General features: G+C 38.1%; 13 protein-coding genes. 10 read left to right on the forward strand and 3 right to left on the reverse strand.

Features of this window, described 5'->3' with window-relative positions:
* The first annotated feature begins 134 nt into the window (after positions 1–134).
* Positions 135–1724, forward strand: coding sequence for a malate synthase A (gene aceB, locus HWV59_RS05555; protein WP_102228359.1), 1590 nt, complete (start codon positions 135–137; stop codon positions 1722–1724).
* 40 nt (positions 1725–1764) lie between these two features.
* On the forward strand, positions 1765–3048 hold the full coding sequence (aceA, locus tag HWV59_RS05560; protein WP_102228360.1) for an isocitrate lyase: 1284 nt from the start codon (positions 1765–1767) through the stop codon (positions 3046–3048).
* Between the two features lie 99 nt (positions 3049–3147).
* Here aceA and HWV59_RS05565 read toward each other — a convergent pair whose 3' ends face one another.
* On the reverse strand, positions 3148–3381 hold the full coding sequence (locus HWV59_RS05565) for an IDEAL domain-containing protein (RefSeq protein WP_102228361.1): 234 nt from the start codon (positions 3379–3381) through the stop codon (positions 3148–3150).
* Between the two features lie 154 nt (positions 3382–3535).
* On the opposite strand from HWV59_RS05565, the gene HWV59_RS27245 reads away from it, so the two are divergent.
* The 3 genes from HWV59_RS27245 to HWV59_RS05575 all read left to right on the forward strand — a co-directional run bounded on the left by HWV59_RS27245 (position 3536) and on the right by HWV59_RS05575 (position 4714).
* The gene (locus tag HWV59_RS27245; RefSeq protein ID WP_268921749.1) at positions 3536–3664 is read left to right on the forward strand and encodes a hypothetical protein; all 129 of its coding nucleotides are present in this window, start codon (positions 3536–3538) and stop codon (positions 3662–3664) included.
* 126 nt (positions 3665–3790) lie between these two features.
* Positions 3791–4363, forward strand: a complete 573-nt coding sequence (locus HWV59_RS05570) for a competence protein ComK (protein ID WP_175638265.1) — start codon at positions 3791–3793, stop codon at positions 4361–4363.
* Between the two features lie 168 nt (positions 4364–4531).
* Positions 4532–4714 (forward strand): hypothetical protein, encoded by a 183-nt coding sequence (locus HWV59_RS05575; protein ID WP_142385582.1) that lies wholly within the window; start codon positions 4532–4534, stop codon positions 4712–4714.
* A 7-nt stretch (positions 4715–4721) separates the two neighbouring features.
* On the opposite strand, the gene HWV59_RS05580 is transcribed toward HWV59_RS05575, so the two are convergent.
* Complete coding sequence (locus HWV59_RS05580; RefSeq protein WP_102228364.1) at positions 4722–5081, reverse strand: hypothetical protein; 360 nt, start codon at positions 5079–5081, stop codon at positions 4722–4724.
* A 165-nt stretch (positions 5082–5246) separates the two neighbouring features.
* Between HWV59_RS05580 and HWV59_RS05585 the strand changes: the two genes are divergently transcribed.
* The 3 genes from HWV59_RS05585 (at position 5247) to HWV59_RS05595 (ending at position 7689) form a co-directional block, all read left to right on the forward strand.
* A complete protein-coding gene (locus HWV59_RS05585; protein ID WP_407941613.1) occupies positions 5247–5858 on the forward strand; it encodes a TVP38/TMEM64 family protein in 612 nt (203 codons plus the stop codon).
* Between the two features lie 14 nt (positions 5859–5872).
* Positions 5873–6373 (forward strand): signal peptidase I, encoded by a 501-nt coding sequence (gene lepB, locus HWV59_RS05590; protein WP_175638266.1) that lies wholly within the window; start codon positions 5873–5875, stop codon positions 6371–6373.
* Positions 6374–6519: 146 nt separating this feature from the next.
* Positions 6520–7689, forward strand: coding sequence for an acetyl-CoA C-acetyltransferase (locus HWV59_RS05595; protein WP_175638267.1), 1170 nt, complete (start codon positions 6520–6522; stop codon positions 7687–7689).
* Between the two features lie 8 nt (positions 7690–7697).
* On the opposite strand, the gene HWV59_RS05600 is transcribed toward HWV59_RS05595, so the two are convergent.
* Complete coding sequence (locus HWV59_RS05600) at positions 7698–8840, reverse strand: MFS transporter (RefSeq protein WP_175638268.1); 1143 nt, start codon at positions 8838–8840, stop codon at positions 7698–7700.
* 386 nt (positions 8841–9226) lie between these two features.
* Between HWV59_RS05600 and addB the strand changes: the two genes are divergently transcribed.
* Positions 9227–12718 (forward strand): helicase-exonuclease AddAB subunit AddB, encoded by a 3492-nt coding sequence (gene addB / locus HWV59_RS05605; protein WP_175638269.1) that lies wholly within the window; start codon positions 9227–9229, stop codon positions 12716–12718.
* Entirely contained in the window at positions 12711–16430 is a 3720-nt protein-coding gene (gene addA, locus HWV59_RS05610) for a helicase-exonuclease AddAB subunit AddA (protein WP_175638270.1), read from the forward strand. Before addB ends, addA begins: the two co-directional genes overlap by 8 nt.
* The last annotated feature ends 9 nt before the right edge of the window (positions 16431–16439 follow it).

Raw genomic sequence — 16439 nt, forward strand, 5'->3', positions numbered from 1 at the left:
TGCGTTTGGATGGTTTAGAAACTTTTTTAATTTTTTAAAAGAAAATTGTTCCATTTTTATCTCGTCTGTTATATATTAGTTTTAGAAATACTAATCTGTATTATAACAATTAAGAGGAAGGTGTTGTTTCACAAATGTCTACACAGATGACAGGCTGTAAAATTGTTGGAAACAAGGAAACAGAATATCAGCATGTATTAACACCTGAAGCACTGCAATTCATTGAGAAGCTAGAAAGAACGTTTGGGGGTCGCAGGCGTGAACTATTACAGCAACGAGTGGAAAGACAACGGGAAATTGACAATGGGAAGCTACCGGATTTTTTATCAGAAACGGAGCATATTCGTAAAGGAACTTGGACTGTTGCTCCAATACCAGACGATCTTCAGGACAGGCGAGTGGAAATAACGGGTCCTGTCGATAGAAAAATGGTGATCAATGCATTAAATTCTGGAGCAAAAGTGTTTATGGCTGATTTTGAGGATGCAACATCTCCCAGCTGGGAAAATATCATGCGAGGCCAAATCAACCTTCGAGATGCAGTTCGTCGAACCATCTCATATACAAATGAAAGCGGTAAAGTCTATCAACTGAACGGGAAGATCGCAACATTAAAGGTTCGACCTAGAGGTTGGCATCTTGATGAAAAGCATATTGAACTGGATGGAAGACGTGTATCAGCAAGTTTAGTAGACTTTGGATTATTCTTTTTTCATAATGCGAGAGAGCTTGTAAATAGAGGAAGTGGACCTTATTTCTATTTGCCAAAAATAGAGAGTCATCTTGAAGCAAGACTTTGGAATGAAGTGTTTTGTTTTGCACAGGATGAATTTAACGTACCAAGAGGAACAATAAAAGCCACGGTTCTCATTGAGACAATCATGGCAGCATTTGAAATGGATGAAATTCTGTTTGAGTTAAAAGAACACTCAGCAGGCTTAAATTGTGGCCGATGGGACTATATTTTTAGCTATTTAAAGAAACTAAGAAACTGTGAATCAGTTATTCTACCAGATCGTTCCCAGGTAACAATGACAGTTCATTTTATGAGATCTTATTCATTATTAGCGATTCAAACTTGTCATAAGCGTAACGCTCATGCAATCGGTGGTATGGCAGCGCAAATACCAGTGAAAAACAATCCTGAAGCAAATGATCATGCATTTGAAAAGGTTAGAAAAGATAAAGAAAGAGAAGCAACAGATGGTCATGACGGAACATGGGTGGCTCATCCAGCTCTCGTAGAAGTTGCGATGAATGTTTTTAACGAGCATATGCAGACAGCAAATCAAATTCATCGAAAAAGAGAGGAAATACGGGTAACTTCACATGATCTACTAGAGGTGCCAGATGGGATTATTACAGAGGAAGGAGTAAGAATCAATATCAATGTAGGAATAAGGTATATCGGAGAATGGCTTAGCGGTAGAGGGGCAGCTCCAATTAATCATTTGATGGAAGATGCGGCAACTGCTGAAATATCAAGAGCCCAATTGTGGCAATGGATTCGCCATCCAAGAGGAATACTGGAAGATGGAAGCAGACTTACCATAGGATTATACGAGAAATTAAGAGATGAAGAGGTTCAACATATAAGAGAAAAAATTGGAGAAATAGCTTATCAAAAAGGAAAGTTTGACCAGGCAATCACTATTTTTGATCAGCTTGTTAAAGAAGATGAATTCATAGATTTCTTAACCATACCATGTTATGAAAATCTTTAAGCAGGGACAAAGGGAAAAAATATTGAATGGGGGATATAAAATGAACGATCAAACAAGGGTAGAAGCATTACAAGAAAGCTGGGAGTTTGATGAGAGATGGAATGGAATAACTCGACCTTACCGGGCAAATGAGGTTATTCGATTACGAGGATCTATTGATATTGAACATACTATAGCAAGACGTGGAGCTGAAAAGCTATGGAAGTATCTTCATGAAGAGCAGTATATTCATGCTTTAGGAGCCTTAACAGGAAATCAGGCAGTACAACAAGTAAAAGCAGGACTAAAAGCTATTTATTTAAGCGGCTGGCAGGTTGCAGCAGACGCAAATCTTTCTGGACATATGTATCCGGACCAAAGCTTATATCCAGTAAACAGTGTACCACATGTTGTAAAGCGAATTAATCAAGCGCTTCAACGTGCAGATCAAATTCAGCATCTTGAAGGTGAAGGGGCTATTGATTGGTTTGCTCCGATTGTGGCAGATGCTGAAGCTGGATTTGGAGGTCAGTTAAATGTATTTGAATTAATGAAAGCCATGATTGAAGCAGGGGCTGCAGGTGTTCACTTTGAGGACCAATTATCGTCAGAAAAGAAATGTGGCCATTTAGGTGGCAAGGTTTTACTTCCAACTCAAACAGCGGTAAAAAATTTAATATCAGCTCGGTTAGCAGCAGATGTAATGGGAGTTCCGACAATTATTATCGCTCGAACCGATGCAGATGCAGCAGACCTTATTACAAGTGATGTAGATCCTCGTGATCATGAATTTATTACAGGTAAACGCACGTTAGAAGGATTCTATCGCACCCGTGCCGGCATTGATCAAGCGATTAGCAGAGGTTTATCCTATGCACCTTATGCAGATTTAATTTGGTGTGAAACATCAGAGCCTAATCTTGAACAGGCACAAAAATTTGCTGATGAAATCCATAAAAAATATCCTGGTAAATTGTTAGCCTATAATTGTTCACCATCGTTTAATTGGAAGAAAAAGCTGGATGAAAAAACCATTGCGAATTTTCAAAAGGAAATTGCTCAAATGGGATACAAGTTTCAATTCGTCACTCTTGCCGGTTTCCATGCCTTGAACCACAGTATGTTCGAACTCGCCCGTGGCTATAAAGACCGTGGGATGGCTGCCTATTCAGAGCTGCAACAGAACGAATTTTCTAGTGAGGCTCACGGATATACTGCAACAAGACATCAACGTGAAGTTGGTACTGGTTACTTTGATGAGGTAGCACAAACCATCACAGGGGGAACTTCTTCAACGACTGCTTTAAAGGGATCAACTGAGACAGAGCAGTTTATGCAGGGATAAGAAAAGAACATTAATTGTGTTACACCAAAAGGCTCAGCTTTTTTGCTGAGCCTTTTGTTCATCTAGCCGCAAAAAATAAAGACCGCCTTTCGGCAATCTTCATCCTAACTTACGCATTCCTCTGTATTCATCTGAGAGTTTCATAAAGACTGTTTTGTTCTTTGTGTCAAGTGCATCATTGATACGTTCTTCTAGCAATGCTTTTTTCCTGTTAAACAGCGCTTCATCCAAAATCATTTGAATATACATGTCTAATACAGGTTGCTCGGATGGAACGTTTTTCGTATTACGGGACTTCATGATTTCAGTGTACGATGACTTTTTATTTTTCATGAATTATCACCCCTGATGCCTTTTTTATATTGTATGGAATTTAAAGTGGGAAATCAACTGAATTGTTAAAATTTTTTAAAAATTTAACAGGAATATTTTGATGAGTGTATGAAAACCTTACAAAGGGAGATGCTATTTGTAAGGATGTGATGTCATGAAAAGAGAAAAAGAGACTGAATTTTCCCCAACACCTTTAAACCCGGTTTTTGGTATAGATATGAATGGTGATGAAATTCAAAATGAAACACTTGATAGATCGGCTGAAATGAATGAAAATGAATGACTTCTTTACAATAATGTAAAAGAAGTCATTTTTTTGTGGATTTTTTGTAAATTTATAGAAAAATAAAAAAAGACATGCTAGATTATGGGATATATTACCTAATAAATAAATTAAGAGGTGTTGAAAATGGTGAATGATCCAACAAAAGTAAGAGTAGAGGACTATACAATTAATCGTTTTACGATGGCGATTCTTCCTGAAGGAAATAAGTTTTGTTCAGAAGTATTGGAGTTTGAACAGGAATTGTTTGTGGAAAAACGGCCGATGGAAGTTATAGATCAAAGTTGTCGGTATTTTGGAAGCAGTTATAGCGGCAGAAAAACCGGGACAAAAGATCTAATGAAAGTAACACACAAGCCACCTATTGTCATTGACCCGGCAAACTCCATTTATTTTTTTCCTACAACTTCCTCAACTAGAGCTCACTGTGCATGGATTTCTCATAGTTTTGTAAAAGAGTATTCTGCGACTAAAGAAGATAATACTGATATCACTTTTACAAATGGAAAGCAAATTACTGTACCTGTTTCTGTTGGTTCTTTTGAAAATCAGTTATTCCGAACAGCTCAATTAAGAACGATTATTTCCTCTCGTATTGAACACGAGCAAAGAAAAATTAATATGCTGTTATTCCCCAAAAATGAAAAAGAAGTGAATGCTTTTTATGAACAACTCATTAGAAAAATGAATCGGTTCTGATAAAATGATCGGCCGTGGAATATAAATATATGGTATAACCTGAATTTTTCCATAACTTAACTATGCGATATTATTGATGATAGCTCATTTATCAGGAGGGATGCATAATCCTTTTGGAGAACCATGAGCTATCTCCAGTTGCAAAAAGGTAATGAAAAGGGGAATAACATGTTTAAACATCGAAGAAGAAGAGGCAACAAGAAAAGGAAAAAGGGTCAGATAGATGATCGTTATACATTTATTGATTTTCTATCAGATGTTGTTTTTTATGCTCCGGAAATTATTTTTTGGCCATTTCGACTTCTTTGGTATGGAATTAGAGCAATCATTAGATTTTTTGATTGGACATAATGATTGTTTATTTCTTTGGCTTAAATAAGTAATCTTCCATAATTTCAGAAACTTTGTTTCTAATTCTGGGGTTAAAATAATTGTGTTTTTCTTCATAGCCGTTATAAATAAAAGAGTAGAGAGTAAATGCTTCATCACGTTCAACTTGATGAACTTTAATGTTTCGTTTGTAAAGCTCACGTTTTATTTCTGATAAATCTTTTTGTGCGAGCTTTAAAGATTCTTCAACAATTGTTAAATATGGACGATGTAATTTAAAAGGACTTTGTTCAATGACAGCTAAATCTTTGTTGAAAATGGAAACAGCCATAGGTAAGTAAATAGACTGTTCAATCATGTCTCTGATGTCGCTTGGAATTCTCGTCATAAAAAAGACCTCCTGTAGAATGTAGAACAAGTGTTCTATTTTTATTATAAATGACACTACATAAGTTTGCAAGTAAGTCATACTTTGATTATGTTCTTTCTTTTAAGTTTTTATATAAGTGTGTACAATAGATACAAAGGTTCTTATGAGGAGTTATAAATGATATTGGAGACGTTACAGGATATTTTTACTTTAGAACAATTAATGGAAGTTTTTGAAACATATCGTTCATTTGGTCCGTTTTTTGCAATATTGCTGCCTTTATTAGAAGCATTTTTCCCATTTTTGCCACTTGTAGTCTTCATCGTTGCAAATGTTAATTCATTTGGACTTTGGATGGGGTTCTTTTTATCTTGGATAGGGGCTTGTTCAGGTGCTATTATTGTATTTATTATCATGAGAAAGCTTGGCAAGTTTAGATGGATTCAACGGATGAAAGACAAGAAGGGAATGAGGAAGCTATTAACTTGGATAGAGCGTAGAGGTTTTAGTCCGCTTTTTCTTATTTTGTGCTTTCCTTTTACTCCATCTGCTGCAATTAATGTTGTTGCAGGGCTTTCCCGAATAAGTTATTGGCAATTTATTTTGGCGGTCTTATCCGGTAAATTTGTTATGATATTTATGGTGAGCTTTATTGGACAGGATCTGCATGCTCTGATAACTCAACCAACAAGAGCAGCTATTGCAGGAGTCGTTATTTTATTATTATGGTTTGTTGGCAAGCAAGTAGAGAAACGTTTGAATACAACAATGACAACAAGAAAAAGGGGTCGCTAATGCCGGAGGGTTGTATGAAAAAACGAGGAATTGCTTTTACTGCAGTAGGTATTTGCTTTACGGCTATTTTTATGAAAAATCTTATCTTTGTCGAATACAAAGTTGAAGGGGTATCTATGCAACCTACCTATGAAGAAGGCCGGTTGCTCTCTATAAATAAATTAGGTTTTCTTTTTTCATCGTTAAAAAGATTTGATGTTGTTTTATTTCATCCACCAGATAGCGAAGAAATATATATCAAAAGGATTATCGGCCTGCCAGGTGATGAAATTCACTATAAGGATGATCAGCTATACGTGAACGATAAGGCGGTTAATGAACCATTCTTAGAGAAAAATGTGGGTCTGATCAAAAAAACAGGAAGCTTCACTCTTGAGGAGATTACTGATAAAACCAGGATTCCAAAAGGATATATATTTGTCATTGGAGATAACCGCATCCAAAGCCGGGACAGTCGTCATTTTGGTCTAGTTAAGATTGATGATATCATCGGGACAGTACAAGATAAAAAATAATGCTGACTCATTGGGAACCCCAAGCGAGTTGGCATTTTTTTAGTTAGAAAGAGAGTATACTCTTTCCATATTTCTAGTAACCTATCATATACTAATACTATGAGCACCTGCTCAAGTAAAATTGTGAAGAATAAGGGGATGGAAACATGTGCGAGGTTGTTATTACTGCCGCAGCTAGGACGCCAATTGGATCATTTGGCGGCGCTTTCAAAGAAATGTTGCCTACTCAATTAGCTGTGCCGGTATTAGATGAGGTTGTAAAAAGAAGCAAGCTTGAGAAACGAGAGGTAGATGAAGTCATATTAGGGCACTGTATTCAACGTACCGATGAGCCTAATACAGCACGCACATCTGCGCTGTTAGCGGAATTTCCAGATACAACGACAGGGTACACAATTCAAAGGCAATGTGCCTCGGGGCTTCAGGCTATTTTATCAGCTGCCATGCAAATTCAAACAGGTCAATCTAATATTGTCATCGCCGGTGGGGTAGAAGTGATGAGTTCAAGTCCGTACTTGCTAAAACAGCATCGCTGGGGCTCACGACTACAGCATAGTCAAGTGACAGATAGTGTATGGGAGATATTGGAGGATCCAATTCATCACATTATGATGGGTGAAACAGCTGAAAATGTGGCTAATGTTTATAACATAACACGCCAGGAGCAGGATGAGCTTGCATTATCGAGCCAAAACCGTGCATTATCAGCAATAGAAAGTGGGAAATTTAAGGATGAAATTGTTTCGATAAAGGTGAAGTCCAAAAAAGGAGAAATAACCATTTCTCAAGATGAAGGTCCAAAACGGGTTTCGAGAGAAAAACTCGCTGCATTACCTGCTATTTTTAGAGAAAATGGCTCTGTAACAGTAGGGAATGCCTCTACATTAAATGATGGAGCTGCCGCACTTGTATTAATGACAAGAGAGGAAGCGGAAAAAAGAGAATTGCCAATTTTAGGGGGAATCTCTCACTATACAGTAGCAGGAGTAGATCCGAAAATGATGGGAATCGGACCGGTACCTGCCATTCAAAAAGGATTAACAGCTCTCGATTGGTCTGTCGATGATCTTGATGTGATCGAGATTAATGAGGCATTTGCTGCTCAATATCTAGCTGTTGAAAAAGAATTAAATCTAAACAGAGAAAAAGTAAATGTGAATGGAAGTGGAATTAGCTTAGGACATCCAATTGGTTGCACGGGTTCAAGAATTGTTGTGAGTCTTTTGCATGAGATGCAACGAACCAATGCGAAAAAAGGGCTTGCCTCTCTATGTGTAGGTGGAGGGATTGGAGTAGCGCTGTTTATAGAAAGATAAAGTGCGGGCTAAGAATTCTTAGCCTGTTTTTTGGGATTTTTCCTATATTGAATGAGTGCCAGGAATCCGATTCCAAACAAAGCAATAAATAAAATCAACGTTGATTGAAAAGACAATGCGCTTGATACGATCGGACCAAGGCTCGCACCTGTTAATAGGATAAAGGAATAGAGAGAAATGGCAGTTGCTCTTCTTTCGGCTGCAGCTTCTCCTATAAACGTAATCAAAGACGGAATAAAAACAGCGATGGCAGAAACAAAAAAGATGGATAGAACTGTAATAATGACTAGTTGTTTCACGTGGAGCATAAATGCAAAAGAAAGAATCATGAGTGATAAACAAATGAGCATGATTTTTTGAGGAGAAGATTTACTAAACCAATGTCCGCTAAGCAAAGAAAGTGGTGTACCGATTAGTGCAATACTTCTACTTAAAAATAACTCCTTTTCCTGTCCCGCATAATACTGGGCAAGCTCTTCATAAAAAGCAACGAATGACATAAGTGTTATAAAAGTCATGCAAAGTCCAATAGTGACAGGTGCGTGAAAAAGTTTATTTGATGATGGAGAAGAGGGAATTTTATGAACCGGCTTGTTTTTATTTACTTTAGGAAGTAGAAAAATAGCACATATGGATAGAAACAAATATGACCCGCTTAAAAAGTAGAAAACAGCTTGCCAATGATACGCATGTACAAGGGTTGAGCTAATAAGCTGTCCGATGATTCCTGCCATTAAAAAACCGGTATTAATAATCGCGATAACAAATGTTCTCCGTTTAACAGAGAAAGCATCAAAGCAGTAAGCATAGGCAACAGGAGCAAAGCTCCCTAACACGATCCCTTGAATTCCTCTTAAAATATAAAAGTTTTGCAATGAACCAGCAGTAGCAAGACTAAACGTTAGAAGAAAAGAAGCAAACATTCCTAAACATAAAACATACCTCTTAGAAAAAGCTTTGGAAATAGGTCCGAAACTTAAGAGACCGATGGCATAACAAAAGGTAAAGATCGTGCTAGAGAAAACAGCTTCTTCATATGTAGAGGAAAGGCCATCCGCCAGGTGAGAGTACATAGGAATAAGTAAATAGATATTACTTGCTACACAAACAGCAGCAAGCCAAAAATAAAAAGAAATAAGCTGATTTTTCAACCAAACCACCTCCTTCTGTCATTTTATGTTCCACCATAGGCTTTGGTGTCCCTTAGACAAAAGTTGGTAGGCATGAAAAATGGAATTTACTTAAAAAGTAAAGTAAAATAGTAATAGATAATTAGAAACATTGTAGAAGAGACAGTGTGAAATTACGAACTAAGTTTTGGTGTCTAGCTCCAGCGCCTAGCCCCTCTAGGGTCTAGCCACAAATGAATTGAAGACAAAGAACGTCTTCTATTCATTTGTGTCTTATTTGCCCTAGGCTGGACAAGGCGCTTGCGCTTTTCCAAATAAACCTATGACTACCACGCTATTTTAGTTGTGGTATTTATTTTTTCATCATAAAAAAGCAAGATTCTAAAACGTTAGCGGGGGTATTTAGCTTGACGATTCAATTTATTCTAGGTCGCTCTGGCAGCGGAAAAACAGAAACAATATTAAATGAAATTAGACATAGCTTATTTGAAGAACCAATTGGACGGCCGATCATTTACCTTGTTCCAGACCAGATGACATTTGGAGCTGAGTACGAATTAATTCGCACCCCCAACTTAGGTGGAATGATTAGAGCACAAACCTTTAGTTTCAGCCGTTTGGCTTGGAGGGTGCTGCAGGAAACAGGCGGGATGACGCGCCAGCATCTATCAAGTACCGGCATTCAAATGTTATTAAGAAAATTAGTAGAACAATATAAACAGGAATTTAAGGTGTTTTCAAAAGCAAGTGATAAAAATGGTTTTATTGAACAACTAGAGACCATGCTTACAGAATTTAAACGATACTGTTTATCACCGGAAGAGCTGGAACAATATCTAGCAGGCGCTCAAACAGAGCTTGATCAAAAATCATTAACAGATAAGCTTCATGACATGGCTATTCTCTATAAGCAAATGGAAATTCAATTAAGTCAGCAGTATGTTGATTCTGAAGATTATTTAAAACTGCTTGCAGAAAAAGTACAAGACTCAAGTTATCTACAATCAGCAGATGTGTATATTGATGGCTTTCATAGCTTTACACCACAAGAATTTGAAGTGATAGGCTCTTTAATCAAGCATGCCAAAAATGTAAAAATTGCACTTACGGCGGACAAGCCGTACGAAAATTTCCTTCCGCATGAATTGCATTTATTTCAAATGACAGGAAAAACCTATCATAAAATTCTTCAGCTGGCGACAGAAGCCGGCAAAGAAGTAGACAAACCTATCCTTCTTAAGGAGCAGCATCGTTTTTATAAAAGCCCTTCTCTGCAGCATCTAGAAGCATTTTTTGATATGAGACCAACACAAGTATTTGATGAAAACACAGATCTTACTATTTACCAAGCTGCAAACCGCCGTTCTGAAATTGAAGGGATTGCAAGAAATATTCAATCACTCATCAGACAAGGAGAGTACCGATACCGGGATATCGCTTTGCTTGTTCGAAATTCTAATGAATATCGGGACGTAATTGAACAGGTTTTTCGTGATTATGAGGTTCCGTTTTTCATTGATCAAAAACGATCGATGTTAAATCATCCATTAGTAGAACTTATTCGTTCAACTTTAGAGGTAATCAACGGTCATTGGCGATATGAGGCCGTGTTCCGTGGAGTGAAAACAGAATTGCTGTTTCCGTTAACAGAGAAAGTCCAATCTCTTCGTGAGGATATAGACCTGCTGGAAAACTATGTTTTATCTTATGGCATTCAAGGCTCAAAATGGACAAAGGATGAGCGTTGGCGTTACCGTCGTTTTTATTCACTTGACGATGAATTCGTCGTTACAGATGAAGAAAAACAAATGGAAGACAAATTAAATCAGCTGCGGGAGCTGATTGTCCAACCGGTTCAATCCTTGCATAAAAGATTAAAACGAAGTAAAACAGGACGTTCTCTTGCAGAGGCTCTGTATTTATATTTAGAAGAATTACAGATTCCCCAGAAGCTGGAAGCACTCCGTCAAAAAGCAGAGGAAAAAGGACAGTTATTAGAAGCACGGGAGCATGACCAAGTATGGCAGGCAGTTGTGAATCTATTAGATGAGTTTGTAGAAATGATGGCAGAAGAGCCTGTTTCATTAAAGCTTTTTTCTGAAATGCTTGAAACTGGTTTAGAATCGATGAAGTTCTCACTTGTTCCACCGGCCATTGATCAAGTATTAATTGCCGACTTAGAAAAATCAAGGTTCTTTCATGTGAAATGCTCCTTCATTGTTGGGGCAAATGATGGGGTTATTCCGGCCAGACCGAAGGAAGAAGGTATTTTAACAGAGGATGACAGAGAGTTCCTCCACTATCAAGGTGTTGAATTAGCCCCTACAGCGAGACAGCAGCTCTTAGATGAAAACTTTGTTATTTATATGGGGTTATCAAGTCCATCTGAAAAGCTTTTTATATCGTATCCAATGGCAGATGAAGAGGGAAAGGCACTGCTTCCATCTGTAATCATTAAAAGAATACAGGAAATGTTTCCTCAGATTAAACAACAAAGGCTGATCAATGAGCCTGAGCAGCTTAAACCTGAGGATCAGTTATCTTTTATTGTTAATCAAAATGTAACACTTTCTTATGTGACCTCACAGTTACAATTCTGGAAAAGAGGATACCCGATTCATCCGCTATGGTGGGATGCCTATAACTATTTCGTGACATCAGAAAATAAGCTAATGACCAAGAAGGTGTTAAGTAGTTTATTATACGAAAACAAATCAAAGCAGCTTGAGCCAAACATAAGTAGAGAGCTGTACGGTGAGCATATTCAAGGTAGTGTGTCGCGAATGGAGAAATTTAATAGCTGCCCATTCGCCCATTTTGCATCACATGGCTTAAAGCTGAGAGAAAGGCAATTTTTCAAGCTTGAGGCACCTGATATTGGACAAATGTTCCACTCTGCTCTTAAGCTCATTTCAGATCGTTTGCAGCAATTGCAGCTTGATTGGAGGGAGCTTACGAAAGATCAGTGTGAGCGACTTTCGAATGATGCTGTTGAACGATTAGCGCCACGATTGCAAAAGGAAATTTTATTAAGCTCGAATCGCTATCACTATATAAAAAGAAAGCTTCAAAAAATTCTTGCCCGCGCTTCATCTATCTTAAGTGAGCATGCCAAAGCAAGCGGATTTGCCCCAGTAGGATTGGAGCTGGGCTTTGGAAAAGGCGGGGAACTGCCGCCAATTCGTTTTACGCTGCCGAACGGCTGCACGATGGAGGTAGCAGGGAGAATTGATCGTGTGGATAAAGCGACAGGTTCAAATGGTGTGTTATTACGAATTGTTGACTATAAATCCAGTGAAAAAAATGTCCAGCTTTCTGAAGTGTATTATGGATTAGCATTGCAAATGCTCACATATTTGGATGTTATTATTTCAAACTCCAATTTATGGCTAGGTGTAAAGGCGACTCCTGCAGGTGTATTGTATTTCCATGTGCATGATCCGATGATTCAAGCATCATCTCTATTACCTGAAGATAAGCTTGACGATGAAATTTTTAAGAAGTTTAAAATGAAGGGCCTCTTACTAGGTGATGAAGAAACAGTTAAATTAATGGATAACACATTAACTGAAGGAGGCACATCTAATATTATCGCTGCAGGCTTGAAAAAAGATGGTGGATTCCGTTCAACATCCTCGATTGCCAGCGTTGAGGAATTTGAGCTGTTACGCAACCATGTTCGTTCTACATTTAAAAAAATTGGGACAAATATTACCGATGGTGTAACCGATATTAGCCCATACAAGCTCAAGGACAAAATGCCATGTACGTATTGTGAATATAAATCGGTTTGTCAATTTGATGAATCGTTAGAGGAAAATAATTTCCGCATCTTAAAAAGTGAGAAAAATGATGAGGTGCTAAAAAAACTAAGAGAGGAGGCAGGGCATCATGAATGAACTTATTCCAAAGCCGGAAAATAGTCAATGGACAGATGATCAGTGGAAAGCGATTGTCGCTAGCGGACAGGATATATTAGTTGCTGCAGCAGCAGGTTCCGGAAAAACAGCTGTCTTAGTTGAGCGAATCATCCGAAAGATTTTAAATCGCGAAAACCCTGTTGATGTTGATTCACTATTAGTCGTTACGTTTACAAATGCCTCCGCTGCTGAAATGAGGAGCCGTATTGGTGAAGCTCTTGAAAAGGCGTTAAAAGAGAATCCATCATCTCTTCATTTACGAAGACAGCTTACATTGCTCAATAAAGCATCTATTTCAACTTTACATTCATTTTGTTTACAAGTTGTACGAAAATATTATTATTTGATTAATATTGATCCAAGCTTCCGCATCGCTGATCAAACAGAGGGACAACTACTGATTGATGAAGTTCTTGATGAGATGTTTGAAGAAGAATATAGTCTGGAAGACAATGAAGAGTTTTTTGACTTAGTTGATCGATATACATCAGACCGTAGTGATCTTGAACTGCAATCATTGATTCGGGAGCTTTACTTTTTCTCAAGATCACATCCAACACCAACTGTTTGGCTTGATCAGCTGATAGAGATGTACGATATTGACGAAAATGATATCGATTCTTTGCCGTTCATTACGTATCTCCTACAGGATATTGGGATGCAGCTGACAGGGGCTAAAGATCAGTTATTACAAGCGATGGAATTGACAAAGCAGCCAGCTGGACCGGCTCCAAGAGCGGAAAACTTAGAGGATGATTTAAAACAGATTTCTGACATTATTGCACACAAGGATTCGTGGGATAAGCTGGGAGAACACCTGAAAAACTTTAAAATGACCCGCGCAAAAATTGTAAAAGGTGATCAATACGATAAAAGTCTTACTGATCAAGTGACATCACTGCGAAATGCAGCGAAAAAACAAATCGAGCAGCTTCGGGATGAACTTTTTTCTCGGCCATTGGCAGCGTATATTCAAGACTTCGAACACTTAAAACCTGTTGTGAAAAAACTTGTTTCACTGGTGCAACAGTTTGCAGACCGATATGAAGGCATGAAAAAAGAAAAAGGAATTGTTGATTTTGCGGATTTAGAGCATTATTGCCTGCAAATTCTTCAAGCAGAAGAGGGACAACCAAGTGAGGCAGCTCTTTATTATAAACAGCAGTTTGTAGAAGTGTTAGTTGATGAATATCAAGATACGAATCTTGTGCAGGAATCGATTTTGAAATTAGTCACGAAGGATGAAGAAGCTACCGGAAATCTTTTCATGGTAGGAGATGTAAAACAATCAATCTATCGTTTCCGATTGGCGGAGCCTTTTCTCTTTTTAAGTAAGTATAAACGATTTACACAAGTGCCGGAAAATACCGGAATGCGAATTGATTTATCAAAGAACTTTCGTAGCCGATCAGAAGTGCTTGATGGAACAAACTATTTATTTAAGCAGATTATGGGTGAGACGGTTGGAGAGATCGTGTATGATCATGATGCTGAATTAAAACTGGGAGCTGACTATCCGAAGAACCATCAGATGAGCACAGAGCTCTTACTCGTTGAACGTGGCGGTGTGGAGCCAGATGCTGAAAAGGAAGAAGCTGACGGTGTCTTTGATGAGCAAGAGCTGGAAACCGTTCAACTTGAAGCAAGATTAATGGCTAAAAAGATTAAAACATTAATAGATGAACAGTTTCAAATTTATGACCGAGCTATAGGTGGAACGCGCAACATCACATATCGTGATGTGGTGATTCTCCTTCGTTCTATGCCATGGGCTCCACAAATTATGGAGGAATTCAAACAGGTTGGAATACCAGTCTATGCGAATCTTTCAAATGGATATTTTGAAGCTACCGAAGTAGCCATTATGCTGTCTGTCCTAAAAATTATTGATAATCCATTTCAGGATATTCCACTAGCTTCAGCATTACGCTCACCAGTTGTCGGACTAAGTGAAAATGAATTAGCCTTAATTCGAACCTATGATCGAAAAGGGACATTTTATGAGGCTGTGAAAGCATTCATTACATCTGGAGAACAGGCACATAAAGAGTTATTTCATAAACTAAATCCATTTATTGAGTTATTACAAGGATGGCGCGACCTGGCGAGACAAGGTTCTGTTTCAGATTTAATTTGGCAGCTTTATCGTGACACAAAGTTTTTTGATTTTGTTGGTGGAATGCCTGGTGGTAAACAGCGTCAAGCAAACCTCCGAGCGTTATATGATCGTGCACGACAATATGAAGCAACATCGTTTAGAGGGTTGTTCCGCTTTTTACGTTTTATTGAACGAATGCAGGATCGCGGGGATGACTTAGGAGCAGCTCGTGCTCTTGGTGAGCAGGAGGATGTTGTCAGATTAATGACAATTCATAGCAGTAAAGGATTGGAGTTCCCGGTTGTTTTCGTTGCAGGTCTTTCCAAGCAATTTAATATGATGGATTTAAATAAAAAATATCTATTAGATAAAGAACTGGGATTTGGCACAAAGTTAATTAATCCTAAACTGCGTGTTAGTTATCCAACACTTCCTTATATTGCACTAAAGAAAAAAATGAGAATGGAGCTTCTCGCAGAAGAAATGCGTGTCCTCTACGTTGCCCTTACTCGTGCTAAAGAAAAGCTTTATCTGTTAGGGACGTTAAAGGATCCTGATAAAACCATCACAAATTGGAGAAATCATCTTTCTCATACAGAATGGCTGTTGCCAGACTTTGAACGTGCCAAAGCAAAAAGCTATTTGGATTGGATTGGACCAGCGTTAATTCGTCATAAAGACTGTATTGTGCTTAGTGACGGACAGATATGCTTTGAAGAAGAAATTGCAGGACATCCATCTCGTTGGACAATTGAAAACGTAAAAGGAGAAGAGCTGAAAGAAACATATAAAGCAGAGCAGGAATTAAATCACGAGCTGCTTACTTCTATTCAAGAAGGTGAAGCTGTATCGATAGAGAGTGAACTAAAAGATGCTGTTTGTGATCAGCTTTCCTGGTCTTATCCTTATAAGCAGGCAACAAGAAGCCGCTCAAAGCAATCCGTAACAGAGTTAAAGAGACAACAGGAAGTTCAAGATGAATACAGTGATCAACAGCTGTTACAGAAGCCTGCTGCACAATCACTTCTTTTTAACCGACCTGGATTTATGCAAACGAAGTCCATCACTCCGGCGGAAAAAGGAACAGCCATGCATGCTGTCATGCAGCATATCAATCTACAAGAAGAAATAACAGAGAAAACAATTAAACATAAGGTAGATGAGCTTGTTCAAAGAGAAATTCTTACTCCAGAGCTGGCAAATGTGATTGATGTGATTCAGATCACTTCTTTTTTCTCATCAGATCTAGGTCAAAGAATGGTTAACGCAAAGAATGTCTATCGGGAGGTTCCATTTAGTTATGCGTTAGACGCTGAGCAACTTTATGAAAATATGAAGGATGAACCGATCTTAATACAAGGTGTTATTGACTGCTTATTTGAGGATGAGCAGGGAACTGTTTTGCTGGATTATAAAACAGATACGATCAAAGGACGCTTCAACCAAGACAGACTAGCTGTTGAAGAACGATTAAAGAACCGCTATCGTGTTCAAATCGATTTATATACAAAGGCTGTAGAAGATATTCTGCACCGTCCACTTCAGGAAAAGTACTTGTTTTTCTTTGATGGAGGCTATTTAATCAACATGTAGAAAAATTAT

Source organism: Metabacillus schmidteae, assembly GCF_903166545.1.
In the GTDB taxonomy this organism is placed as follows: Bacteria; Bacillota; Bacilli; order Bacillales; family Bacillaceae; genus Metabacillus; species Metabacillus schmidteae.

Bases quoted from the DNA above. Each gene is read 5' to 3' on its own strand.
- aceB (WP_102228359.1), top strand. From the start codon at position 135: ATGTCTACACAGATGACAGGCTGTAAAATTGTTGGAAACAAGGAAACA.
- aceA (WP_102228360.1), top strand. From the start codon at position 1,765: ATGAACGATCAAACAAGGGTAGAAGCATTACAAGAAAGCTGGGAGTTT.
- HWV59_RS05565 (WP_102228361.1), bottom strand. From the start codon at position 3,381: ATGAAAAATAAAAAGTCATCGTACACTGAAATCATGAAGTCCCGTAAT.
- HWV59_RS27245 (WP_268921749.1), top strand. From the start codon at position 3,536: ATGAAAAGAGAAAAAGAGACTGAATTTTCCCCAACACCTTTAAACCCG.
- HWV59_RS05570 (WP_175638265.1), top strand. From the start codon at position 3,791: ATGGTGAATGATCCAACAAAAGTAAGAGTAGAGGACTATACAATTAAT.
- HWV59_RS05575 (WP_142385582.1), top strand. From the start codon at position 4,532: ATGTTTAAACATCGAAGAAGAAGAGGCAACAAGAAAAGGAAAAAGGGT.
- HWV59_RS05580 (WP_102228364.1), bottom strand. From the start codon at position 5,081: ATGACGAGAATTCCAAGCGACATCAGAGACATGATTGAACAGTCTATT.
- lepB (WP_175638266.1), top strand. From the start codon at position 5,873: ATGAAAAAACGAGGAATTGCTTTTACTGCAGTAGGTATTTGCTTTACG.
- HWV59_RS05595 (WP_175638267.1), top strand. From the start codon at position 6,520: ATGTGCGAGGTTGTTATTACTGCCGCAGCTAGGACGCCAATTGGATCA.
- addA (WP_175638270.1), top strand. From the start codon at position 12,711: ATGAATGAACTTATTCCAAAGCCGGAAAATAGTCAATGGACAGATGAT.